Genomic DNA, 23991 nt, shown 5'->3' on the forward strand with positions numbered 1-23991 from the left:
GTCACTGGCTCAATCCTTCAGGGGTACGGGCCGCGATCAGGGCACTGCGGCGGATCTTGCCGGACTGGTCGCGCGGCAGGGCGGAGGTGATCTCGATCGTCTTGGGAATCTTCGCGGCGGAGAGGCGCTCGCGCATCCAGGCGTAGAGTTCGTCGAGCGCGATCGTGCCGGAAGGGTCGACCGGTTCCACGATCGCGTGGACACGCCGGCCCCAGTCCGCATCGGGCAGGCCGACCACGGCGGCGTCGCCGACGGCGGCATGCTCGGTCAGCACGGCCTCGACCTCGGCGGGATAGACATTGACGCCGCCGCTGATGATCAGGTCGGTGCGCCGGTCGGCGATGTAGAGGAAGCCCTCGGCGTCGACATGGCCCATGTCGCCGACGCTGGTATAGCCGTCCGGCGTCGTCTTGGCCGGTGGCGAACCGATATAGGCATAGGTCGGCCGGGGATAATGGGTCGGGCGGAAGAAGATCTCGCCGATCTCTCCGGTCGGGACCTCGTTGAATTCGGCGTCCAGGATCTTGAGGTCGCCGTCGCCGGCCCGCCCGACGCTGCCGCGATGGCTAAGCCATTCCGGCCCGGAAATATGCGCGTAACCGACGGCTTCGCTGCTGCCGTAGGATTCCTGCAGTTTCTCAGCGCCGATCAGGTCGACCCAGGCCTGCTTGAGCCAGACCGGGCAGATGGCCGCGGTGATGAAGATCGAGCCGATGCTGGAGAGATCGCGCGACTGGATCTCCGGCAGCCGGATGATGCGCTGCATCATCGTCGGCGCGAAGAACATGAAGCTGCAGCGATGGTGCTCGATCAGATCGACCACGCGCGCGGCATCGAAGCGCTCCATCAGGATCAGCCGATGGCCTTCGAACAGGCCGAAATGGGCCCAGGTGAAGGGTGCGTTGTGGTAGAGCGGGCCGCAGACCAGCTGGATCTGCCCGGAGCGGAAGCCGATATGGCTGATATCGCCGATCTCGCCGGGCACGCGGACCCAAGGATGGGGATAGACGATGATTTTTGGGCGGCCGGTCGAACCGCCCGAGGCGGTCGCCTTGCCGGGATGAGCGACCCGGTCCGGCACCGGCTCCGCGTCGCGGCCGTCGTCCAGGCTGACGGCGCGGATCTCGGCATGGCTCATATCGGCCCCGGCGCGGTCGGCGATCACGAACCTTGCGTCGAGAAGCTTCAGCGTCTCGGCGAATTCGCGCTCGGGCGCACGGGCGCTCTGGGCCACCGTGCAGGCGCCGCAGCGCCAGGCGGCGATCGCGATGGCGATGTGCTCGATGCTGTTGGGGATGCCGGTCACGACCATGGTTTCCGGGCCGACCCCGCGCTGCGCCAGCACGCGGGCGAGGCGCGCGGCGCGCAGATGCAGGTCGCGCCGGGTCACGTCCGTCTCCTGCCCGTCACGATCGACGAAGGTGATCGCCACGATGTCCGGTGCCTCGGCTGCAAGCTCTGCGAGGCGGGCGGGAAAGCTGATTTCGGCAGACATGATCGGTATCCTCGGGAAGCCTGGAGACGCGGACGCGCAAAAATGGTCAGCCCGGGCCGAAAGGGCCGGGGGCGGAGGCGGAGGGCTCGCGCATGTGTCGCAGACGGGGCACGGCCTCGAGCAGGCTGCGCGAATAGGGGTGCGACGGCGCGGCGAAGAAGCTGTCGGCATGGCCCTGCTCGACGAGCTTGCCGCGATACATCACGGCGACCTCGTCGCTCATGGCCCTGACGGCCGCCATGTTGTGCGAGATGAACAGATAGGACAGGCGCAGTTCCGCCTGCAGATCGCGCAGCAGATTGAGCACGAGCGCCTGGACCGAGACGTCGAGCGCGGAGGTGACCTCGTCGAGCACGATGATCGATGGGCGGACCGCAAGCGCCCGGGCGATCGCGACGCGCTGGCGCTGGCCGCCGGACAATTCATGGGGCAGGCGCGAGGCGACGGTGCGGGAGAGGCCGACCGTGTCGAGCAGGCGCACCAATGCGCCAGGGTCGCGCTCGCCGCGCAGCCGCATGCCCTGTTCGACCGCGCGAGCGACGGTCATGCGCGGATCGAGCGAGGCGGAGGGGTCCTGGAAGACGATTTGGACCTGACGGCGGTAATTCTTCAGGCGAGCCCCTGCCGCGCGCGTCACGTCTTCGCCGTCCAGCATGATCCGGCCCCCAGTGAGGTCGTGGAGGCGCAGGAGCGCGCGCCCCAGCGTCGACTTGCCGGAGCCGGACTCGCCGACGAGCCCGAGCGTGCCGCCGGGCGGGATCGCGATGCTGACGCCGTCGAGCGCCAGCATCGCACCGAAGCGCACGCGGATATCGGTGGCGGACAGGCCGGTCATGCTGCAGCCTCCGACTTGGTATTGGACTTGGTCTTGGGCTCGAGATCGGGCTCGCCATCAGGCGCGGCATGCAGCCAGCAGGCGACGATGCGGCCTGATCCGATCTCCGTCTGGGGCGGTTCCGAGCCGGCGCAGGCGCTGTGGCGGGCGGGGCAGCGCTCCTGGAAGGAGCAGCCGCGCGGGAAGGCGCCGATCATCGGCGGCTGACCGGGGATTTCGACCAGGCGCTGTCCGCGCGGCGTGTCGAGATCGGGAATCGCGCCGATCAGGGCCCGCGTATAGGGGTGTGCGGGATCGCCGATGACCTGCTCGACCGGGCCGCTCTCGACGATGCGGCCGCCATACATCACCAGCACGCGGTCGCAGACCTGCGAGATCACCGCCAGATCATGCGAGATCATCAGGATCGCCGTGCCGTCGCGGCCATTGGCCTCGCTCAGCAGCGCGAGGATCTGGGCCTGGACCGTGACGTCGAGCGCGGTCGTGGGTTCGTCCGCCACGATCAGGGACGGGCGCATCATCAGCCCCATGGCGATCATCGCCCGCTGGCGCATGCCGCCGGAGAATTCGTGCGGATATTGGTCGAGCCGCCGGCCGGGCTCGGTGATGCCGACGAGTTCGAACTGTTCCAGCGCGAGCGCACTGGCCTCCTCATCAGACAGACGGCGATGATGGCGCACGGCTTCCGTCATCTGCTCGCGAATGCGCAAAGCCGGGTTCAGCGAGGTGCTCGGATCCTGGAAGACGACGGCGAGCCCGGTGCCGAGCAGACGCTCGCGCAGAGCCCCGCTCATCGCCGTCAGATCCTCGCCGGTGAAGAGCATCCGGTCGGAGGAGACCCGGGCCGGATGGCCGGTGAGCCCGGCGAGCGCCATGGCGGTCAGCGTCTTGCCGCTGCCGGATTCCCCGACGAGCCCGACCGTCTCGCCACGCCCGATGCTCAACCCGACGTTCCGAACCGCCGCGATCGTCTGGGAATCCTCGGTCGGAAAGGCGACGCTCAGATTCTCGGCCAGCAGGACAGTATCCGCCCCGCCATCGAGCCGCAGCGGTGCGATCGGGCTCGCCGCGCCGTCGATGCCGCCACCGGACACCAGGGAGCGGCTGCGCATGGGCTGGATCCAAAGCGCGATCGCCTCGCCGAGAAAGCTGAAGATCAGGCCGGACAGGGCGATCGCCGCCGCCGGTCCGAGCGCGGCGGCAGGGTTGACATAGATGGCTTCGGCGCCCTCGATCAGCATGCGGCCCCAGTCGAAGGCCGGCGGGTTGACGCCGAGGCCGAGGAAGCTCAGCGACGCGATCTCGACGATCGCCAGCCCGAGCGAGGTCGCGGTGCTGACGGCGAGCGTGTCTGCGATATTCGGCAGGACATGGCGCCAGAGGATCGCGATACGGCCGAGGCCGAGTGGTTTTGCGGCGGCGACATAGTCCCGCCCGACGATGGCCGAGGACATGGTGTAGCCGAGCCGCGCATAGGTCGGCACGCCGGCGAGGCCGACCCCGAGCACGGCGCCCTCGATGCTCGGGCCGACGATCGTGGTGATCACGATCGCAATCAGGATCGCAGGGAAGGACAGGGCGGTGTCGATGATCCGCGTGCCCATCGCCCGGGCGAGGCTGCCCGATAGCGACAGCCACATGCCGATCGCGACGCCCAGCACGACGCGGATGGCCGTGGCCGCCAGCGCCAGGCCGAGCGAGAGCTGCGTTGCCGCGAGCGTGCGGGCAAAAACGTCGCGCCCGAGATCGTCGGTGCCGAACCAGTGCTCCGCGGAAGGACCCGTTCCGGCGGCCGCGACATCCATCCGGCTGACGACGTCGGCAAACAGCGTCGGCGCGACGAGCGCGGTCCCGAGCAGGAGGATGGCCCCGATGCCGGCCAGCAGGGATGCGAGATTGAGCCGTCCGGTCATGTGCGGACCGTGCTGCGCGGGTCGGCGATGGCGAGAAGCACGTCGACGATCATGTTGGTGAAGAGGACGAGCAGGCCGAGCAGCACGACGATCGCCTGGACGACCGGGTAATCGGCGGTCACGACCGCCCGCACGATGGCGGTGCCCAGGCCCGGCCAGGCGAAGATGTTCTCGACGATCACGGCGCCGCCGATCAGGAACGGAAAGACCAGGCCGGCAATGGTCAGCGCCGCCGTCACCACATTGGGCGCGAGATGGCGCAGATAGATGCGCCAGGCGGGCAGCCGCTTGCTGCGGGCGGTGCGGATGAAATCGGCCCGCAGCGTCCGGCGGGCCTCGACCCGCACGACGCGGGCGAGATTCAGAGCCGGCCGCAGGCCGATCGCGAGTGCGGGCAGGATGACCGAGCCGGGGCCGGCGGCACCCGAGATCGGAAGCCAGCCCAGCGAGACGGCGAAGACATAGCCGAGGAAGATGCCGGCCAGCAGTTCCGGGATCGCGCCCAGCGTACCCGTCACGATGGTGAAGCCGTGGTCCAGCCAGGGCAGGCGGTCGTCGCGGGTCGCGATGGCGACCGCCAGCCCGAAGCTGAAGCCGACCACCACGACGAAGGCGAGCGCGAGCCCGGCAAGCGCGGCGGTATAGGGCAGGCGATCGCGGATGAGCTCGATCACCGGCTGGCGGGTGGCGAGCGAGACCCCGAAATCACCGCGCGCCACCCCCGCTACGTACTTCCAGAGCTGCACGGCGAAGGGCTGGTCCAGCCCGAGTTCGCTGCGCAGCTGGCTGAGATAGGCGGCGTCGGCGTCCGGCCCGGCGATGCGGCTGGCCGCAGCGCCGGGGATCATCTTCACCATCAGGAAGGTCAGGAGCACGAGGGCAAAGAGGATCGCGGCGATCTGCGCGGCCTTCCCGAGCAGGAACCTGGCGAACGGTAACCTGGCGAACAGGAACCTGGAGAGTGGTCGGCCGCGCGTCATCATGCTGCGCTCACTTGCCGACGCGGATCGAGCGGATATCCATCACGAACGGTCCGCCGATGGTGAAGCGGACGCCCTTGCGCGAGAAGAAGGTGTTCACGCCGCCAAACAGCGGCAGGATGTTCATGTTCTCGAGCAGCGAGAGCTGGGCCTCGCTCCAGCGGGCGCAGCGTTCGGGGCTGTCGGGGGAGGAGGCGAGCGCTGCAGCCTGCGCCGCCGCGAAGCGGGCATTCTCGATCGTGCCGTGGTTCGAGCCCTTGCCGCTCACGAAAGGAACGACGGTGTTGGCGCTCGGCATCGGCGGGCCGAAGGGGAAGACGCCGATCTCCCAATCCGGCCCGCTCATTACCGAGGCAGTCTCCTGAAGCGTGATGTTGCGCAGCTCGACCTCGACGCCGATCGCGCGCAGCGCTTCAAGGATATATTCCGGGGCCGAGCCCTGCAGCCCGGGTTGGCCGATCAGGCGCAGCCTGAGCTTCTTGCCGTCTTTGGCGAAGATCCCGTCGGATCCGGGCGCATAGCCTGCCTGTGTCAGCAGGGCCTTTGCCGCCACGGCATCCGGCTTCGGCAGGAGATCCGCCGTCTTGGGCTCGTAGCAGGCGACCAGGGGGCTGATATAGCTCGTGGCCGTCAGGCCGTTGCCGGCGGTCGCGGCGCGGGTCGCAAGATCGCGGTTGATGGCGGTTGCGATGGCGCGGCGGACCAGCACGTCGGCCGTGGGATAGCCATCGCGATGCTGGAACATCATGAACTGCATGCCGAATGGCTTGGCATCGAGGAAATCGAGCGCTTTCGCGGCCTTCAGCCGGTTGATGTCGCGGCCCGTGACCAGGCTGACGTCGATCGTGCCGGATTGCAGCTCGTTCGCCGCCGTCGTGTTGTTGTTGATCACGCGCACCTGGATCGTCGCGGGGCGCCCCGGGTCCTTTCCGGTCGCTCCGCTTGAATCCCAGGCATGGTCCGGGCGAAGCTTCAGCATATAGTGCGAACCGCGGACCGAGGCCGCCTTGTCGAGCGTGTAGGGCCCGGTGCCGCTCGGTGTCGAACCCAGCGCTTCGGTATCCTGCAGACCGGAGGGGCAGACGATCGAGGCCCAGGGCATCGCCAGCCCGATCAGCAGGTCGCTGAAGGGGGCGGTCATGGTCAGCGTCACCGTGCCGGCGGCGTCGTCCCCGGTGGCGGAATAGCCGGCGATGCCGACGGTGCGATAGGCCATCGGCGCATTGGTTTCCTTCGCGCCGAGGCGGGTCAGCGCGGCGGCGGCCGCGGTCGCGGTCAGCGGGGTGCCATCGGAACAGGTGACGCCCTTGCGCAGCTTGAAGACGGTGCGGCTCGCGTCGCCGCTCCACGATTCGGCGAGCGCCGGCACGGGCGCACCCTTGTCGTCGAGCGCGACAAGGCGGTCATAAAGCACGTTGACGAGCTGATAGCCGTCCGACGTCACGGTCTTGACCGGGTCCAGGCTGTCATAGTCGGCCCCGATGCGGATGGTCGCCTTGTCCGCGGCAAAGCTGGCCGGTGCGACGCAGATGGAAGCGAGAATGCCGGCGACGATCGCGGCTGGCCCCGCGAAATGCCTCAATGACGAACTCATGCGCCTTCCCCTCTTGTTATATTGATATCTAAGATATTAGTTAGAGCCGAAGCGGGGTGTCAAGACGCAGGCCCGGTTCGTGATATGCGTGCAGCGCTCGGGCAGCATCGGCCCGCGGAAAGGGATGGTCATGTTCAAGCCGGTGGCGGCGACAAGCTTTCAGGATCTGGTCTATGACCAGCTGAGCGATGCGCTGATGACGGGGGCCTTCTGGCCGGGCGAAGCGCTGAATATCAACGATCTCGCAACCCAGTTCGGGACCAGCATCATGCCGGTGCGCGACGCCGTCCGCCGCCTGGCCGCCGAACGCGCGCTTCTTGTCGAGCCGCAGAAGGGCGTCCGCGTCTGGCGCCCGACCAAGTCGGAATTCGCAGAGATCACCCATGTCCGCACGCTGCTCGAAGGGGATGTGACGGCTGCCGCGGTTGCGCATCTGACGGATAAGAACATCCGGGACGTGGCGCGCGCGATCGACGAGATGAACGAGCTCGGGGTCTTCCGCAGCGAGCGTTTTCTCGTGCTGAACAAGCAGATCTTCTTCACGCTCTACGAGGCTGCGCAGCGGCCGGCGACATTGCCGATCATCCAGAGCCTCTGGCGTCAGATCGGACCGATCGTCCGTCTCTACTCGCTGTTCGAGGGGTTTCCGCCGACTGTGGAAACCTCGCTCGCCTTTGTCGAAGCGCTGCGCCGGCGCGATGCCGAGACCGCGCGTGACATCCGGATCAAGCAGATCCTGCGGCCATCCGAAATCTTGATGAGCCGTTTCGACGAAATCCTGGACTACCGCAACGACTCGCCGCGCCACCTGGCCCATGTGAAGCCGATTGCGAGCGCCTTACCAGGCGAGGGGCCGAAGCGCCCGGGACGGCCGAGAAGCGTGAAGTAGCGGAGCGTTCAGGGGGCGGGCAGTCTGAAGACCCCGGCAGTGGAGGGGACTTGGGCCGTTTCGATGCACGCCGAGCGTCGCCGTGCTTCTCAGGCTGGGTCATCGCAGCGGGCATGCGATCGACGCCTTCGCCTCACTCTCGTCGCGGCGAGAGGAGATGCGGGAGCAGCCCCGCGTCAGGTTGGTGCCAGAGGTTGATTGGCCGGACCAGATACGCATGGAGTGCCGCAGTTCGATCAGCGAATGCGGTGGACAGTGCACCGGGTCTTGCGAGGCCCGATGGCTCGCTGTCACCAGGTTTTATATCCTGCTGAACGACTGGTGGGCAGTCGGCGGCGAAGAAGACGGCTAGAGTCGCGGCATGAAGATGGCATCCTCCCAATTTGATCTGTTCGATGACGCGCCGGGATACCGGCAGACGCCACGACCGGCACCGCGAAAGCGCAGGCTCGAGACCGTGCCGCTGTCGCCCGGCGGCGATGATGAAGAGGCTGCCCGAAGGCTGGAGCAGACCGGCCGATTCAAGGTGCTGCGAAAGCTCGTGCCTCGCCCCATCGTCCCGCGCGCGCAGAGCGCCTTCCCGAACCTCGCGGTGCTGGTCGATACGGAAACGACGGGCCTGCAGCATGCCCGGGACGAGATCATCGAAATCGGCGCAGTTGCTTTCACCTATGACGACGAGGGTGTGATCGGGGATGTCGTTGGCATCTATAGCGGCCTACGCCAGCCATCGGTGCCCATCCCCGCGGAGATTACGCGGCTGACCGGCATCACCGACGAGATGGTCGCCGGTCATGACATCGATATCGCGACGCTCGATGCCTTCATCGAACCTGCCGATCTCGTCATCGCCCATAATGCCGGGTTCGATCGCCCGTTCTGCGAGCGGCTGTCGCCAGTCTTCGCCTCAAAAGCCTGGGCCTGCTCCGTCAGGGAAGTTAGCTGGGCCGACTTAGGCTTTGAAGGCAACAAGCTCGGATATCTCGTCGGTCAGTCCGGGCTGTTCCACGAGGGCCACCGCGCAACGGATGACTGCAACGCCCTCCTGGAGGTCCTGTCGAGACCGGTGGGAGCCAGTGGAACGCGACCATTCGCCGAGCTGTTGCGCTCGAGCGCGCGCAGCAGAATCCGCATCTACGCGGAAAATGCTCCCTTCGACATGAAGGATCACCTCAAGGGGCGCGGCTACCGATGGTCGGATGGGAGCGATGGACGGCCCAGAGCCTGGTGGATCGAAATCGATGAAGAGCTCCATGACGAGGAACTCCGTTATCTCCGCACCGACATCTATGGCTGGGCAGACGCCGAGCCGCTGACCTTGCGCCTGACGGCGCATGATCGATTTCGTGCGTGATTGGCGAGTTCGAGCCGATCGCCAATGCCGACTTGCCACTGATCTCTGCCCGCAAGGGCTGCCGCCTCCAGACGGCCTCGCGCCAGGAGTGGCTGCTGGCGCCTTGCGCGGAACCGGACATTCGCAGACGGGTTGGGCAGCATCGGCCAGCAACCGGACGTTCGCTCTCAACACCTCAGTCGCGCGGTGGAACGGTGTCGTATTGCGGCAGGCCGTCTGCGATCTCGTAGTAGTCCCCCTTGTCGGTGACGTAGATATGCAGATTTGCAGTGGTCTCTGTCGGTCCGTCGAAAGCACCCATTGCCACGGCGATCCAACCCCGATCCGACCGATCCCAGAAGAGAGACGATCCGCATGCCGAGCAGAAGCCGCGTCGGACGTTCTCGGACGATTGAAACCACGTCAGCTTCTCCTCGCCGACAATCGTCAAGGCAGTCCTAGGCACATCAGTGGACGCGAAGTGGTGGCCCGAGTGCTTGCGGCACATGCGACAATGGCAGAAGTTGGGATTTGGCAGGCTGCCAGCCACTGTCAAGGTGACCGCACCACAAAGGCATGAGCCGCTGTGCATCCTCGGTTCACTCCCGCAGGCGTCTGGTCGGGAAGCATGGCATCGGGGTTGCGACGTTCGCAAGAGCGTCCGCTATGGGCCATCTCCGACATTCGCGATGTCAGCTCCCGCTCAACTTTTGCTCGATGCCACCTCGACCGAATGCGCCCTCACCGCGGAGGGCAGCTCCGTGCCGCTTCGGTTTGGTCCCTGGCCTGCAAGGCTTCGCCCCAGTTTCGCAAGCTGATCAGAACGGGTTCCAGCGTGCGGCCAAACTCGCTCAGTTCGTATTCAACGCGCGGCGGCACCTCCGGATAGACGGTGCGGCATACGACGCCATCGGCCTCGAGCTCGCGGAGTTGGATCGTCACCATCCGGGGCGTGGCGTTCGGCGTCAGGCGGCACAGCGCATTGAAGCGCAATCGTCCCTGGAGAAGGTGGAACACCAGCACGGGCTTCCAGATTCCACCCATGACGCTGAGGGTCGCCTCGACTGCGCAGCCCGTCCGGGTCGCCTTGCGGCGGGCCTGCCTGACAGTATCATTCATGATAGTACATGTGCCTTTTGATCGTACTTACGAATATGTCCTTACCTGCCTAGGTCTAGCGCGCCAACACAGACCAAGGAGACGGCATTGCGCGCTTATCGAATGAACGGAACGAACGCCCCGCTGACGCTGCACGAGGACGTCGCACCGACGCCAGGCCCAGGAGAGGTGCTCGTCGACCTCAAGGCGGCCACGCTCAACTATCGGGATCTGATCGTCAGGGAAGGACGCTATCCTGGGGACCAGAAGCACGATCTCGTCCCGCTTTCCGACGGCGCCGGCATCGTGACCCAGGTTGGAGATGGCGTGTCTCGCGATCGGATTGGCGAGCGCGTCGTGCTCGGCTTCATGCCTGGCTGGCTGGACGGCTCGTTCTCGGCCCGCAAGCAGGCGACCGCGCTCGGCGGCGGATTCGTTGATGGCGTGCTCGCCGAGCAGATCGTCCTGCCGGCTGCCGCTGCGGTCCCATTCCCTGATGCCTGGAGCTTCGAAGAGGCTGCGGCCTACCCCTGTGCGGGCGTTACGGCCTGGAACTGCCTGTTCGGCGGCCGCGGCTTGCGCCCCGGTGATAGCGTTCTGATCGAAGGCACCGGCGGCGTGTCGACCTTCGCGCTGCAGTTCGCCCGAGCCGCTGGGGCACGTGTGATCGTCACCTCCAGTTCCGACGAGAAGTTGGCCTGGGCCCGCAAGCTGGGCGCGGAAGCGACGATCAACTACCGCACCACAGCGAATTGGGGGGAGGTTGCCGCAGGCATGGCCGCCGGAGAGGGCGTCGACTTTGTGGTCGAGGTTGGCGGCTCCGGTACCTTGAACCAGGCGCTTCGGGCAGCGCGGCCCGGGGGCGAAATTGCGCTCGTTGGCGTTCTCACCGGCGTCGCGGGCGAGATCAACACGGGCGCAATCCTGATGAAGGCTATCGATCTCCGCGGAGTTTACGTTGGCTCTGTCGCCGATCTGAAAGCAGCGATGGCGACTGGGGTCAAGCCGCTCATCGACGAGATTTTTGCCTTCGAGGCGGCGCAGGAAGCGTTCGACCGGCTGCGCAGCGGGCAGCATCGCGGAAAGGTTGCCATCACCATATCAGCCTGAACTGTCACGCAGAGCTACGATCCGCTTCTGAAACAGCAGAAGCGGATACGCCAACCCCGCCGCTATTCGTCTTCGCCGTCGCCAGCATTGGCCAGACTTTGCGCCAGGTCTGGCCCGGCGACTGCAATCTCGCGGCAAGCCGGGCCTTCAGCCAGCGGACCACCGCCTCGAGGCCTTGCGGCAGGAGCGGATGTTGGCGCCGTGCCCGGAACCGGGCACTCGCAGGCGGGGCGTACAGCGGCGGCTGGCGCCCCGTTGCGGACCTCACTTCGAGCATGGAGCAGGCCAGAACAATCAACCGATCTTCGGCATCACCCTACGCACGTCATCAATTGCGCCACTCGGTAGAAAGGAGGGCGTAGAGCAGATCGTTGCGCCAAACATCACCCACACGCAGATTATCTCGCAGCACCCCTTCGCGGCTGAAGCCCAGTTTCTCAACCAGCCCGATCGAGGCGCTGTTGTCCGGATGGATAAAGGCTTGAATGCGGTGCAGGCCAAGTTCGGCAAAACAGAAGTCAAGCATGGCCGTAACTGCCTCTGCGGCCAGACCCTGCCGATGCCGAGTGGGTTGATCATATAGCCAATGCTGGCGCGCCTGCTCCGAATGTGACCATCGTGGTAATTGACCAGCCCCAGGCATCGATCATTTGCTCCGTCGGCCACCGCCCAAAATCGATAGTAGGATGGCGTGCAATCGATGAAATTGCGCACCGAGCGCTCGGTTTCGACCCGCTTTGTGTAAACGGGCTGGTTCCAGAAGCGCATCGCCTCGGGATCGGCGAAGCACATGTGCATCTCGTCCGCATCATCGGCGCGAAACTGGCGCAAGCGCAGGCGCGCGGTTGAGAGCGTGGGATGAGGTATGGGGCGCTTAGCCATAGGAGCGAGCCTCTCGAAACGATCAGCTAACAAAGGCCAAGTTGGCCAGTCTGCGTCAATTGCAAGGTTCGCTCCCCACCCATCTAGTACATCGCCTTGATCGTCCGCGACTGTTCGAAACAGATAAAGGCCGACTCAGTTAGCGGTATAATCTAGCGTGGAGTGGATCAGGGCCCACTCTCCGCTTTCCTTGCGATAGACGAACGATTGTCCGAATCCCGCTGGGATTGACTGCTTGACTTTATCAAATTGCACTCTGGCAGATCGCTCCATCGACGAAACGACGACAATGGCAGTGCTGTAACCGGCATCGAAGACAGGCATTGAGATATCAACGCGCCTTATGCTGATCGCAGGCTGCTGATAGCGCTGTTCAGTGTCGGCTGGAGGCGCTCCTCTTCTAAGGTTATCCAGTCGTTGGCTCCACATTTCATTGGCTTCGGCTTCGGAGCAGAAATGGCCCCGTGTCAGCCCGGCGGGGTCGATAATGTCAGAAGGCGCGGTGCCGGTGTGAGGCGCGCTGACGTCTGCATAAAAGCTCAAGCCAAGATACTGTTGGGCCAAGGTCACATAGACAGCGCGACTGGACCATTGTTTCGCAAAGATACAGGGCTGCTGATCCGGGACATGGTCGCGGAGGACATTCTGGATCAGAGTTGCCGCTTCTTGGTTCGCCCGATCTATTGCCCTTTCCAACCGTTGCTCGGCTTCATCGTCCGCCCGGATTGGTTGCGGGAACAAAAGCAGAAAAACGACGGCAGAGCGCAAGAGCAAGACCAGTATCCCGGCGATTTTCCTAGCGTGTGATCGTAGCGGATTGCGCACTGAGGTAAATCTACCTTTCCTTGATGCGGCGTCGTAAGGAGGGCCGAGCAGACGGATCAAACGTCTCCTTGGTATGTCCGCTGCCCCTCCGCTATTCGTCTTCGCTGTCGCCAGCATTGGCCAGAACTTGCGCCGGGTCTGGCCCGGCGACTGCAATCTCCCGGCAAGCCGGGCCCTCAGCCCGCGGACCACCGCCGCAAGGCCCATCCTCGACACCTACGGCGTTGGTGCCGACGGTCTCGACGGGCATGGGCAGGACGTGCGTAATGTCGCCGTCGAGCAATCGCTCCGGGGGGCTTTTCATGCGTCTGGCTATTGGTTTTGGATTGGCCCAAGGGCCCGCTTTGCAGCGCGGCGCCAGGCCGTTTGGCGCTCTCCTCGGGCTTGTCCTGACCATTTTCGGACCAGGCACCGCCGTTGCCTTCGAAGCCCCGCCAACGGTCAGCGCCGCTTCAGTGCTTGGCGCGCAGGCCTCCGGTCCGAATTATCGTGTCGACCCCGAGGTGCACAGCGACGGCCTGTTGCGACTCTTCGTGCTCAAAACAGCATTCGGCACTTTTGACATAGCCGGCGAAGGACTGATGCGCGAGCGCATCCGCGAATTGTCGGCCYTTCGCAAGCTGAACGAGATGTCCGCGTCGGATGTTTTCGTGAAGTCGCTCGAGCGGCAAGCCGCTGCTCCCCTGCGCTTCGGCGCCGACCTCATCACGTCGCCGGCGGAGACGCTGAAGCGATCCGCCTCAGGTGTCGCCAACATGTTCAGCCGGATTGGAACCGGCATCGCCAACACCAGCGCCAGCCGCGACAGCGTTGCCGGCAGCCTTCTGGGCGTCGATGCAGCCCGGCGGGCCTTGGCGGTCCAACTCGGCGTCGATCCTTATACCGATTTCCCGCCGCTGGCCGCCAAGCTGAACGACATTGCCACAGCCAGCGCGATGGGCGGGCTTTCCGTCAGGGGCATGATGCTGGCGATCCCGGGGGGCGCCGGTGTCGCCATCAGTTCCACGACGACCGTCGATAGCGTTCGGGCCACTCTGGCGGAACGCACCTCGACCCAGATCGTGGAACAGGTGATCGGCATGCTGACGCGCATGAAGGTCTCTCGCGCACTGGCGGAGCGCTTCGTCCAGAACCGATCCTATACGCCGACCGACCTGCTGCTGATCACAAAGGCGCTGGCCTCGCTCAAGGTCGGCGGAAACGCGCTCTTCGTGGCGAAGGCCGCCGAGGCGACGACGCGTGAAGAGGCCTATTTCCAGCGCAGCCGCGCCCTGCTGCTCGCGTCCAACGCCAAGGCCCTCGGCATCGGCCCGTTCGTCGGGGTTGGCGGCTTCCCGCTGAACCGCTTGAAGGACGGCCGTCTGCTGGCCCTGTTCCCGCTCGACGAGATCGCCTGGACCGAGACTGTCGCCGGCCTGTTCGGCAAGGTCTCGTCTGTGAACCCTGGCGATGGAAAGGCTCCGGTGCTGGCGACCAACGGCACGCTCACGCCGATGGCGCAAGCCGAGATCAGCCAGGCGGGCTGGACTGTCGAGCGCGTCAAATAGCGAGCGGCTGCACAAGGCGCGCCTTGGCCAAAGGCGAGCACCGTCCAGAATACAGAAGGATAGGGGCATCGCAGCGCGCCTGCGTCTCCATCTCCGGGCTGTCATGTCCATTCGCGCAGCGCGGAGAGACGCAGCGGCTCCGGCAGAGGAGGGGGCTTGGGCCAGCTCGATGCGTAGCGAGCTTTCCCGTGCTTCCCAGGCTTACGTCAGCTTGCTGCGTTGCGATTACGGAATCCCGGAACATCCGGGGCCGCTGCCGGGTTAAGATGAGATGCGGCTCGCAACACCCGATGAACCCGGCCTGGCACCGCCTCGGGCAAGGCCCGGACAGGGCAGTGTCGATCGATCTGCCGGCGCGACAACACATCGAACGATCGCACAGGGAATAACGCCGCATGCACGGCGTTTACCTCCGCTTCCCCGGTCGATGCCGGCCGAAATCCGTCTGCGATCAAAGAGGACAGTTCGATGACCTCCGCCAAGAAACCAGACAGCGAATTCGACCGCGCCCGTGCAGGGATTGAAGGCACGGACAAGAAGGGCGCCGGGAAGCCCGACAAGACCATGCCCGCGGCAGGCCCCCATGTGAAAGAAGGCTCGACGAACCATGACGCGACGCCAGGGGCCGGCGCACTGCCCTCGACCAAGCCGCGCAAGGATGTTGACGCCGGGACGGGCTGAGCGAGCCGCAGGCCTTCCCAGGCGGCTCGCGCCTTGGATACGCGGCCGGCACTTCGAGTCTCGCAGCAGGGGCGTCTGCCATCGGAATCCTGCGTGCGTATCGATCGAAAGTGCGCTTGAATGTCAGGCGCTTGTCCCGGCGATAGGAGATGTCCCGCTTCGATGGCGTGGGCGAGCAGGCCGATTTCTCCCGATTTCCTGACAAGGCTTGAAGGAATTTGACATGCGCCAACCAACGCATGGGCGCTTCGATTACACCCACGCCGAGCTTTGGGCTGACGGCGCCGTCCATGTGCTTGGCATTGCCTTGGGCATGGGTGCGGTCGCCATTCTGATCGCGAGAGTGCTCGCGACGGCTTCGCTGTCCGATCTGGTTCCTGTCGGGATCTACAGCGTCGCGCTGCTTGCCGTTCTCAGCGTTTCCGCCCTCTACAACATGTGGCCGGCGTCGCCCATGAAATGGCTGCTGCGACGCTTTGATCATTCAGCCATCTACGTCTTGATTGCCGGTACCTACACCCCCTTTCTGATGAAGCTCGGCCAAGCCGTTGTGGCGCAATCCCTATTGGTTGCCGTATGGATCGCGTCGCTCGCCGGCATCCTGCTCAAGCTTGCGCTGCCGGGCCGGTTCGATCGCGTTTCGATCGTTCTTTATCTCTGCCTCGGTTGGAGCGGCGTGATCGTGTGGGAGCGCGTTGCGCAGTTTCCGGCGGTCACCTTGTGGCTCATGCTGGCGGGCGGCGTTCTCTACACGGTGGGCGTCCTGTTCCACGTCTGGCGGAGCCTTCCGTTTCAGAACGCCATCTGGCACGTCTTCGTCCTCGCGGCGTCCGGCTGTTTCTACGGGGCTGTGCTTGCGACCTACGGTTGGGCTCCATCGGCCTGAAGCTTCCTGCAGCTCCTTCCGAAACGACAGTGTGGAGACCGATCGCATCGCCGACCGACGTCCAAAGGCCGTTCAACACGTCTGCGTCGGATTCGCCCGGGTATCGGCCCTTTGAATGGCATCGAGGACTGAGGTCTCGGCATATGGCTTCCGTAAGAAGACGGTGCCGGAGGGCATTTCGTCGGCCAAGGGCGATACGCGGCCCGATGCAAGGATGAGAACGACCGGAGGCCATCGCTCGCGGATAGCATGGAGCAGCTTCAGGCCGTCCATCGACCCGGGCATCTCTATATCGGAGAACACGACACGGATGTCGGGCCGCGTCTCCAGAAGAAGGATGGCATCGTCAGCGTTGGCCGCTTCGATGGCGTCGTAGCCCGCGTCTTCGATCAGTGCGACCGCATTCATGCGGATAATGGGCTCGTCTACGACAAGAACGACGGTCTTTGTCATGGAGAGCTTTCGGCTGTGAACCGACTTAACTGGCGCCAGCCATGGTTGTTGCGTATAATTGAAAAGAATTGTTCATGTTACAATTAGAAATTCGTTAGGGTGCCATACCCTTATCCATTCATGAGGGTTCGCCGCGAGGGCATTTCGCCACTGACGCCGGCTTGCCGGACTTGGCGCCCCCTCCCGCCAGCCCGCGGCCGCAGCCTGGTTCGAGATCAAGGCTTTCTCTTCGGCAAAGCCAGCCCCGAGCCGGCTGTCGCAGGCTGCCGGCAGCCTACGCCCGTTCTTAAGCCGGCCGCTTGGTCCCTTGGGGGGGCGAATAGTTCCAATGACGTCGAGGCACGTGCTATCAGTCACTTAAGAGGAGCATGTGAGCCCGGTCGGGCTTTGCTATAGCCATGGAAAGATCCGTGGACCCGCTTTCGCTCCGAGAGCTGTCGACAGCCGAAAAGGCCTGTCATGGCACATCGCGCAGCGAGGTATGACTCTTTCCGGACCAAGACGTCATTTGGCTCTCTGGCGACCCTTCAAGCCTCAAGACGCGATAATCCTGACGGAGCGCGCCAAGAGCCGACTCCGACTTCTTGCCCGCAAGCGGACCTACGTCGCAAAGCACAATGCGGTCGGGCCTAGCCCGCATAAAATCGGGATAGAAGACCTTTTGTATGGTGCTGCCCATAAATGCGGAGACGATCGTCCGCCTTGTAGGTTAGGAGCGGGCGTCACGGATCCCAAGAATTTGCGTAAGCGGTAGAGGGCGGATCCACGGCGCGCGTCCCCTCGCAATGGGGCAAGCGCAAGGATATTTTTTGTAATTTCGCCCCGATATGTGAAATAAAGCATATATTTTGAAACGAATTACCGAGTTCACATGTTGCGTCTAGAGAAATAATTTAACAAAAAGATTGACCTTATCGGTTGTTTTCTATAATTTGATTTTTGTCGATATTGCTTGGACGGTCGTTGTTATTTTCGCGCTCAGCGCGTTTCTGGTAAGTTCCCCCTTTCGAAATCGTTCTGAACTCGCCGGGCACTCGCTTGGCGAGCGACAGGTCTTGCCAAAAGGAGGGTTTCTTATGACCACCGGCACAGTGAAATGGTTCAACTCCACCAAGGGTTTCGGCTTCATCCAGCCTGACGACGGCAGCCAGGACGTCTTCGTCCATATCTCCGCCGTCGAGCGCGCTGGAATGCGCGACCTTGCGGAAGGCCAGAAGCTCGGCTTCGAAGTCGCCCGGGACAACAAGTCCGGCAAAATGGCTGCGGAGCAGCTCCAAGCCGCCTAATCAGACTGCCTCGTCGACGATGACCACGGATGTACTGGCATTGTCGCAGCAGTCCTTCGAGGAAGGCCAAGCTCATGCTTGGCCTTTTTCATTTCTGCCAGCTTTAGATTATATTCGAGAGCCGACGTCGCCCCCGAAACTCCCGCCGCTTGCTATCGCCAGAGGAAGCAATCACGGCCATGAACGAGCACCGCAGGATTACCCGCTCCCCCCTTTCTTGCAGCGTCCAGGTCGGTGATCTTACGGTCGAGGTCGCCATCTATAGGATCGAGAATGACGGTTGGACGCTGGAGCTGGAAGGCGGCACCTCCACAATTTGGTTGAGGTCATTTGCGACTGATACCGAAGCCATGGCCGAATTCATCGAGCATGCGGAGCACGTCGGTTTGGCAAATCTGGTTGCCGTACCGCTCACCGTCCACTAGCGCGGCAAGTTGGCTCGTGTCGCACGGTGGAATCGCACTGAGAAGCTTTTGGGCCGACGGCTTTTCTTCCTTTTATGCCCTTAGAGCTTCAAGCGTTTCACCCGTCGGCGATGCCTTCGAGCAGCCACCGAAAAGCCCTCGGCCAGGCGGACTTGTTGTAGCCGCGCCGCTGCGAACGTTGAGCAGACAGGCATGTTCCGCGATCTAGCCAGAGGTTGCGCCATCCTCGCGCAGAGCCGGGCAAAGCCCGCCCCGACATCCGCATCGTCTTCTGCGATATAGAGATGCCCGGATCGATGGATAGCTTGAAGCTGATCCACGCGGTTCGCGAGCGCTGGCCGCCGATAATCCTGATCCCGTCGTCGGGCCGCGGGTCACCGCTTGTCCACGAAGTGCCCGACCATGTCGACCGCTATGGGCGGCGGAAGCGATGGCTGTTCCGGTGAGGAAAGCGCGGTTCGAGCGGGAGACCGAGGCGATCTGCGACGAGCACCTACACCCTCCGGGAGCCGAATAGATCGACGAAACCATCAGTCTCTCTATGCGGTCGTCGCGGCGACGCGAACGAGCAATTGCTTAAGCAGACACAGCAGCCCCGGGGAGAGCCCGGCGGTGCTCGATGCCCGAAAGGGTCGCGTAGACAATAATGCCGGGCAGAACCCAACCCAGAACACGGCAGAGTTTCGGCGCCGGCGATCTTGCCCAGCGGCGGGATTGACGGGACATGAGCCATTCCGCCGGCTCGGAAGGTCGGCTGAGACCCGAAGCCGACACCTCGTCGGTGCGCTGCGCGAAGGAGTATTTTGCGCAGCACGAAGAGACGCACCGGGACGGCGGGGGCGGTCCGGCGGGAGGAGGGGGCTTGGTGGCTGTCGGGCCATGCGTTCACTTCGCGCCCTCTGAAATGGTAAAATGGCCGATGCCAATCTCGGCTTACCTGCAGGCAGGCCTGTTCGTGGTGGCTGCGGCCACCGCGTTGTTCGCAAGCGCCGGCACGGTCGCCATCCCCGGCTTTTGGACGTATCTGGCAATCCTCGCCATCGTCATGATCGTTTCGTTCGCAGTGCTCGATCCGGACCTGCTGCGCGAACGCATGCGGCCGGGCGGCAACAAGCCGCCGCCCGCGTTGAGAGCGTTCTCGCTCATCCTGTTCCTGCATTGGATCGTTGCCGGGCTCGACCGTGGTCGTTTCCATTGGAGCGACAACGTGCCCGGCTGGCTGCAGGGCATGTGCCTGTTCACGGTCGGCGCCGGCTACGCCCTGGCACTCTGGGCCATGCGCGTGAACCGGTTCTTCTCCTCGGTCATTCGCATCCAGACCGAGCGTGGTCACCACGTCGTCACCACGGGACCCTACGCCTTCCTCCGCCATCCCGGATACAGCGCCGGGATTCTGATCATGGTGGCAAGCGGACCCGCACTGGGATCGTGGCTCGCGGCTGCGCTCATCGTGATCTTCAGCCTGCCATTCCTGCTCTATCGCGCCATTACGGAGGATCGCATTCTCCAGGCCGAGCTTGCAGGCTATTCGGACTACGCCGCGCGGGTCCGATGGCGGCTCGTTCCGGGCATTTGGTGAGCGTGCTCCTCACCCGGCAGCTCAGCACTATCGGAACCGAGATGAGCCACGTCCTCTTCCCAGCCCCGGGCGCAGGCAGGGAAGCTGAAACCGACGATGATGAGCGGCATAGCCATGCACATTGTCCGGTATTTGGATTGCGATGATCGGGAACAGCGGGAACGGTCCGCTAATTGCGAGATGACCGCATTCCCGGCCGCTTTTTAACCTCAGGATCGGCCAACAGGCGTGCGTATTCATCGCTTTCCACCGGCACGAGCGCCACGCGCGCCTCGGCATCATGATGCAGACCGAAACCGTATTGCTTCACCAGTGGCGAGGCGCGCAAACAGGCTTGCGGCTTGTCGAATAGCCGCGCCGCAGCATCCGCTCCTTTGCGCGCTTGCTCGACCGCCCGCAGAAGTTCGTCTGAAGTCAGTTGATAGGGCCGCGCTGCCAGCATCTCGTACTGCATCCCAGCGACTGTGCCTGGCTTTGCCGGAGGCGCGCTCAGCAGGGCCGCGCAATCCGCCGCCACGGTGATCAGCGTGGTGCGGTAGTTGGTGGAATGGCTCATCAAAGCTCTCTGGGCAGGCGCAACGTCTGTGCAGACTGTTTCACAGTCACGCTTTCCCGTCATGGGGCAGATCGGCATAGCGCTGTCGTAGCTGCTTTGGTCCGCCTGTCGCCGTTCAGTCCCCTTTCGGCCATCCGCCCTCGACCTTCGGAACGTCTGCTAATGGGTAGCCTGCCACCACACCAGCCTCTCAGGAGGATGCGCAGAGAGGCGGCTCAGCAACCCGACCCTTACGATCATTCATCTCAGGCACGCATAGCGTTTAGTGATTTTCTGAACGAATAGTCTGGTGGGCCGCAATCGGTGGGGGCATAGGCGGCGACCCGTGCCTGCGCGGAATAGCCCGCGGAGGCAAAGCGGTGGCGCCGCGGATGACTCCGCTGCTCGTTTGGCGCGCTGGCGCCTTCAGGCGCGCGATCGCCGGAACGGCTGCTTCACTTGCGTGATGGAGGAAGAGGCCGAGCGGCGTGATGCGCCTGGCCACGGGATGCAGGAAGGGTCTCGCACCGGGCGTCCGCGGACGCAGCTGGTCAGGCGAGTCTGAGGATCGTGGTCTCGGCCAGAAGATAGGTTTCCCCGGAGGGGAAGCGGACCTCGACCTCCCCGGTTTCGAGCAACTCCCAGACTGCGAACCCGCCGGCCACGAGTTGGCCGATATGGCTCATGACAAGCGCCTTGTCCGGGTCGTCCTTCGCAAGCGCGACGAGCGCGCCAATCGCGTCCTCCGTCCCAGGGAGTCTGCGCCGGCTCGTTCTGGCGTTGAAACCGCCGCTCGAAAACATCGCGAAAACGTCCTCGTATCGGTCCCCGAGCGCGCCAGGCTGCAGCAACCTGACGGCTACAGATCGACCCGTCGAATGATCATCCAGTGGCTCACAAGGCTATCCCGGCATCACGCCGATCATGGCCGGCAACGGAAATCCAGGATCGCGCTACAACGCGCCGCGGAACGTCAGATTGATACGCATGCGCCCGACGGTTCCGTGAACGCCATCCTTCAGCTCGGGAACACCGTGATAGAACAGGCGAGATGGTCCGCCCCACACGGCGACATCGCCGTGCCGAAGCGCATATTTCTTCACCGGGTCGTTTCGCTTCAGGCCGCCGAACTGGAATGTCGCGGGCAAGCCGAGCGAGACCGAGACGATCGGATTGGCGAAATCGCGCTCGTTCCTGTCCTGATGAAGAGAAAGCCGGGCGCCTGGCTCGTAGCGATTGATCAGGCAGGCATCAGGTCGAAAATCAGGATAACCGGCGCGTGCGGCGGCCGTGATCGCGAGCTTGAGGAAGCAATCCGGCATGGGTGGCCACGGGCGCCCGGTCTCGGGATCGTTGCGATCATAGCGATAGCCGGTCCGGTCCGTGACCCATCCAGCCGCCCCGCAATTGGTCATGGCCACGGACATGACGAAGCCCCCGGGCGTGACCATGTGCCGGAAGGGGGCCTGTTCGGTGATATCAGCCAGGGCGCTGAGCAAGTCCGCCTCGAAGGGCAGCGCGGCGCCACGCAGCAGCATCGCGCCGTCGGCCATGATCTCGGTCGATGGTTCCTGCGTATCGAGCGTTTCAAACAAATCGAGCATGACGGGCCTATTTCAACGTGTTTCCGCGCTCGCGCGGCATTCGCCAGAGATACCAGGAGGCGACCGTGCGATGGGGCGCCCAGGCCTTCGAGATCTCGCGCAATGCCCTGGGCTTGGGCTGCTCATCAAGCGATTTCAGCGCGCGGTAGCCTTCGCGAACCCCGAAATCGTCTGCCGGAAGGATGTCCATACGCTCCAGCGAGTACATCAGCAGCATCTCGACCGTCCAACGGCCGACGCCCTTGATGGCAATCATGCGGGCGATGATATCTTCGTCGTCCATCTGGATTGCGATATCGCGCGCAGGGATCACGCCCGTCGTCGCGCCTTCCGCAATGGCCTTGATGGTTGCGATCTTGCTGGCGGAGAAGCCGCAGGCTCGCAGTGCATCGAATTCCGCCGCAATGAGATCCTCAGGGTTCGGAAAGGCCTGGCCATCAAAGAGCGCCTTGAGGCGGCCGATGATCGCGTCCCCGGCTTTGGCCGTCAGCTGCTGATAGGCGATGGCGCGCACCAGCGCTTCATAGGGCTCGCGGGCGGCCTTGGGATCGTGCCGGCATGGGCCAACCCGGGCAATTAGCCTGGCCCAGTCCTCGTCGAGCTTCGTCAGGAAGACGACCGAGTCATCGTAGCGCGCAAAGAAATTCATCGAGGACCAATCTTGTCAGGCATTCGGCGGGGCGGCCGCAGGCTTACGCCGTCCGGGCAGCCTCGCGATCGAGAAGGGTTCGCTTGCGCTCGACACCCCAGGCATAGCCCGAGAGCGCTCCGTCATTGCGCACGACACGATGGCAGGGGATCGCTACAGCCAGGGTGTTCGCTGCGCATGCGCCAGCCACGGCGCGCACCGAGTTCGGTGATCCGATGCGGCGAGCGATCTCTGAATAGGACACCCTCGCTCCGACCGGAATCTCCTGCAGGGCCCGCCAGACGCGACGCTGGAATGCGGTGCCGCGGACATCGAGCGGAAGATCGAGGCCGAGGCCGGGATTCTCGACGAACCCGACGACGCGAGAGATCAACGCCTCGTATTCGCGATCCGCACCGATCAGGCGGGCCCTGGGAAACCTGTCCTGAAGATCCCGGAGGAGTTCATCGGGATCGTCGCCGAGCAGGATCGAGGCGACGCCCTTCTTGCTCGACGCGACCAGAAGCGCCCCAAGCGACGTCTGCCCGATGGCGAACCTGATCTCCTCATTGGCTCCGCCGGCGCGAAATCGTGACGGGGTCATGCCGAGCATCCCGGTCGACTTCTCGTAGAAGCGGCCGCTTGAATTGAAGCCCGCGTCATAGATCGCCTCGGTCACGCTATGGCCGGCGCGGAGACCCTCGCGGACCTTCCTGGAGCGATCTGCCGCAGCATAATCCTTCGGGGTCAGGCCGGTCGTCGCCTTGAAGATGCGGTGGAAATAACCGGGACTGCGCCCAACCGCGAGGGAAAGAGCCTCCAGCGACGGTTCCTCCTCGCTATCCTCGATGATCCGACAAGCCTTGGCGACCAGGGTGGCGTTCCCGGCCTCTGACGACACTCCGTCGGGGTTGCAGCGCTTGCAGGGGCGAAAACCCGTCGCTCGCGCGCGCTCCAGCGTCTCGTGAAGCGTGACGTTATTCGGATTGGCCGTCCGCGATGGGCAAGACGGGCGGCAATACACTCCTGTCGTCGAGACGCTGTACCAGAGCTGCCCGTCAGCGGTCTTGTCGCGAGCGACGATGCGCGCCCAGCGCGGGTCGTCCGCGACCGTGAGGGGAAATGCGCTTTGCCTGGCGCTGTGCCTGGGCGTGAGCTTTGCGAAGATGGTCATTGTTGTCATCTCGGAACATCCTGGCCCGACCGTGCACCTGATCGACGTTCGCGACACTCCGATCCTTGCTTTCAAATCGGATGTCTCCCACCCGATTTCTGCAATGGATGCGCCGCGCCCATCCGCGAGCGCCAAGAAATCCGAGATCGCCAAGAAAACCGCGAGCGGGCCAGGCCCGGCACAAAGAGGCCCGCACAATCATGTGCAGGCCTCTCGGTGGTGGTGCCGATGACAGGCCG

23 protein-coding genes and 1 pseudogene are annotated in these 23991 nt (G+C 64.1%); 9 read left to right on the forward strand and 15 right to left on the reverse strand.

The window, feature by feature from the left end:
• Window position 1 precedes the first annotated feature (1 nt).
• Genes AC1DW9_RS27790 through AC1DW9_RS27810 form a run of 5 tightly spaced genes read right to left on the reverse strand, consistent with a single transcriptional unit; the run spans window position 2 to window position 6817 of the window.
• Entirely contained in the window at window positions 2-1495 is a 1494-nt protein-coding gene (locus AC1DW9_RS27790; protein ID WP_476776417.1) for an AMP-binding protein, read from the reverse strand.
• A gap of 46 nt (window positions 1496-1541) precedes the next feature.
• Window positions 1542-2330 (reverse strand): ATP-binding cassette domain-containing protein, encoded by a 789-nt coding sequence (locus AC1DW9_RS27795; RefSeq protein WP_476776418.1) that lies wholly within the window; start codon window positions 2328-2330, stop codon window positions 1542-1544.
• Window positions 2327-4243 carry a dipeptide/oligopeptide/nickel ABC transporter permease/ATP-binding protein gene (locus AC1DW9_RS27800; protein WP_476776419.1) on the reverse strand — a complete coding sequence of 639 codons (1917 nt, stop codon included), beginning with the start codon at window positions 4241-4243 and terminating at the stop codon, window positions 2327-2329. The genes AC1DW9_RS27795 and AC1DW9_RS27800 overlap by 4 nt, the downstream gene beginning before the upstream one ends.
• Complete coding sequence (locus AC1DW9_RS27805; RefSeq protein ID WP_476855241.1) at window positions 4240-5226, reverse strand: ABC transporter permease; 987 nt, start codon at window positions 5224-5226, stop codon at window positions 4240-4242. Before AC1DW9_RS27805 ends, AC1DW9_RS27800 begins: the two co-directional genes overlap by 4 nt.
• Before the next feature lie 7 nt (window positions 5227-5233).
• Entirely contained in the window at window positions 5234-6817 is a 1584-nt protein-coding gene (locus tag AC1DW9_RS27810) for an ABC transporter substrate-binding protein (RefSeq protein WP_476776421.1), read from the reverse strand.
• A gap of 130 nt (window positions 6818-6947) precedes the next feature.
• Here AC1DW9_RS27810 and AC1DW9_RS27815 point away from each other — a divergent pair, with 130 nt between their 5' ends.
• Window positions 6948-7706 (forward strand): GntR family transcriptional regulator, encoded by a 759-nt coding sequence (locus AC1DW9_RS27815; protein WP_476776422.1) that lies wholly within the window; start codon window positions 6948-6950, stop codon window positions 7704-7706.
• A 367-nt stretch (window positions 7707-8073) separates the two neighbouring features.
• Window positions 8074-9060 (forward strand): 3'-5' exonuclease, encoded by a 987-nt coding sequence (locus tag AC1DW9_RS27820; RefSeq protein WP_476776463.1) that lies wholly within the window; start codon window positions 8074-8076, stop codon window positions 9058-9060.
• A 175-nt stretch (window positions 9061-9235) separates the two neighbouring features.
• Here the strand turns inward: AC1DW9_RS27820 and AC1DW9_RS27825 are convergent, their stop codons facing one another.
• Together AC1DW9_RS27825 and AC1DW9_RS27830 are read right to left on the reverse strand one after the other, a co-directional pair.
• Window positions 9236-9631, reverse strand: coding sequence for a GFA family protein (locus tag AC1DW9_RS27825; protein WP_476776423.1), 396 nt, complete (start codon window positions 9629-9631; stop codon window positions 9236-9238).
• 149 nt (window positions 9632-9780) lie between these two features.
• On the reverse strand, window positions 9781-10158 hold the full coding sequence (locus AC1DW9_RS27830) for a winged helix-turn-helix transcriptional regulator (RefSeq protein WP_441507158.1): 378 nt from the start codon (window positions 10156-10158) through the stop codon (window positions 9781-9783).
• An 87-nt stretch (window positions 10159-10245) separates the two neighbouring features.
• Between AC1DW9_RS27830 and AC1DW9_RS27835 the strand changes: the two genes are divergently transcribed.
• Entirely contained in the window at window positions 10246-11247 is a 1002-nt protein-coding gene (locus AC1DW9_RS27835) for a zinc-dependent alcohol dehydrogenase family protein (RefSeq protein WP_476776424.1), read from the forward strand.
• Window positions 11248-11575: 328 nt separating this feature from the next.
• On the opposite strand, the pseudogene AC1DW9_RS27840 reads toward AC1DW9_RS27835, so the two are convergent.
• Both AC1DW9_RS27840 and AC1DW9_RS27845 read right to left on the reverse strand, forming a co-directional pair.
• A pseudogene (locus AC1DW9_RS27840) lies at window positions 11576-12129 on the reverse strand (GNAT family N-acetyltransferase).
• 135 nt (window positions 12130-12264) lie between these two features.
• Window positions 12265-12903 carry a hypothetical protein gene (locus AC1DW9_RS27845; RefSeq protein ID WP_476776425.1) on the reverse strand — a complete coding sequence of 213 codons (639 nt, stop codon included), beginning with the start codon at window positions 12901-12903 and terminating at the stop codon, window positions 12265-12267.
• A gap of 353 nt (window positions 12904-13256) precedes the next feature.
• Here AC1DW9_RS27845 and AC1DW9_RS27850 point away from each other — a divergent pair, with 353 nt between their 5' ends.
• From AC1DW9_RS27850 to trhA, 3 genes are all read left to right on the forward strand, one after another.
• Entirely contained in the window at window positions 13257-14501 is a 1245-nt protein-coding gene (locus AC1DW9_RS27850) for a hypothetical protein (RefSeq protein WP_476855242.1), read from the forward strand.
• A gap of 468 nt (window positions 14502-14969) precedes the next feature.
• Window positions 14970-15182: a hypothetical protein gene (locus AC1DW9_RS27855; protein ID WP_476776427.1), complete on the forward strand. Its 213-nt coding sequence runs from the start codon at window positions 14970-14972 to the stop codon at window positions 15180-15182.
• A 208-nt stretch (window positions 15183-15390) separates the two neighbouring features.
• Window positions 15391-16068, forward strand: coding sequence for a PAQR family membrane homeostasis protein TrhA (trhA, locus tag AC1DW9_RS27860; RefSeq protein WP_476776428.1), 678 nt, complete (start codon window positions 15391-15393; stop codon window positions 16066-16068).
• A 72-nt stretch (window positions 16069-16140) separates the two neighbouring features.
• Here trhA and AC1DW9_RS27865 read toward each other — a convergent pair whose 3' ends face one another.
• Window positions 16141-16521 (reverse strand): response regulator, encoded by a 381-nt coding sequence (locus tag AC1DW9_RS27865; RefSeq protein WP_476776429.1) that lies wholly within the window; start codon window positions 16519-16521, stop codon window positions 16141-16143.
• A 1076-nt stretch (window positions 16522-17597) separates the two neighbouring features.
• Between AC1DW9_RS27865 and AC1DW9_RS27870 the strand changes: the two genes are divergently transcribed.
• From AC1DW9_RS27870 to AC1DW9_RS27880, 3 genes are all read left to right on the forward strand, one after another.
• On the forward strand, window positions 17598-17807 hold the full coding sequence (locus AC1DW9_RS27870; RefSeq protein WP_441507165.1) for a cold-shock protein: 210 nt from the start codon (window positions 17598-17600) through the stop codon (window positions 17805-17807).
• A 179-nt stretch (window positions 17808-17986) separates the two neighbouring features.
• Entirely contained in the window at window positions 17987-18232 is a 246-nt protein-coding gene (locus AC1DW9_RS27875; protein ID WP_441507166.1) for a hypothetical protein, read from the forward strand.
• A gap of 919 nt (window positions 18233-19151) precedes the next feature.
• Window positions 19152-19811 (forward strand): methyltransferase family protein, encoded by a 660-nt coding sequence (locus AC1DW9_RS27880; RefSeq protein ID WP_476833035.1) that lies wholly within the window; start codon window positions 19152-19154, stop codon window positions 19809-19811.
• A 169-nt stretch (window positions 19812-19980) separates the two neighbouring features.
• Here the strand turns inward: AC1DW9_RS27880 and AC1DW9_RS27885 are convergent, their stop codons facing one another.
• The 5 genes from AC1DW9_RS27885 to ada all read right to left on the reverse strand — a co-directional run bounded on the left by AC1DW9_RS27885 (window position 19981) and on the right by ada (window position 23752).
• The gene (locus AC1DW9_RS27885) at window positions 19981-20367 is read right to left on the reverse strand and encodes a DUF6157 family protein (protein ID WP_441507168.1); all 387 of its coding nucleotides are present in this window, start codon (window positions 20365-20367) and stop codon (window positions 19981-19983) included.
• Between the two features lie 530 nt (window positions 20368-20897).
• Window positions 20898-21149 carry a hypothetical protein gene (locus AC1DW9_RS27890; RefSeq protein ID WP_441507169.1) on the reverse strand — a complete coding sequence of 84 codons (252 nt, stop codon included), beginning with the start codon at window positions 21147-21149 and terminating at the stop codon, window positions 20898-20900.
• Between the two features lie 150 nt (window positions 21150-21299).
• Complete coding sequence (gene alkB / locus AC1DW9_RS27895) at window positions 21300-21950, reverse strand: DNA oxidative demethylase AlkB (protein ID WP_476776430.1); 651 nt, start codon at window positions 21948-21950, stop codon at window positions 21300-21302.
• Between the two features lie 7 nt (window positions 21951-21957).
• Window positions 21958-22599: a DNA-3-methyladenine glycosylase family protein gene (locus AC1DW9_RS27900; protein ID WP_441507171.1), complete on the reverse strand. Its 642-nt coding sequence runs from the start codon at window positions 22597-22599 to the stop codon at window positions 21958-21960.
• Window positions 22600-22642: 43 nt separating this feature from the next.
• Window positions 22643-23752, reverse strand: coding sequence for a bifunctional DNA-binding transcriptional regulator/O6-methylguanine-DNA methyltransferase Ada (gene ada, locus AC1DW9_RS27905; protein ID WP_476776464.1), 1110 nt, complete (start codon window positions 23750-23752; stop codon window positions 22643-22645).
• Window positions 23753-23991 lie beyond the last annotated feature (239 nt).

Source organism: Allobosea sp. P4_E12, assembly GCF_056401655.1.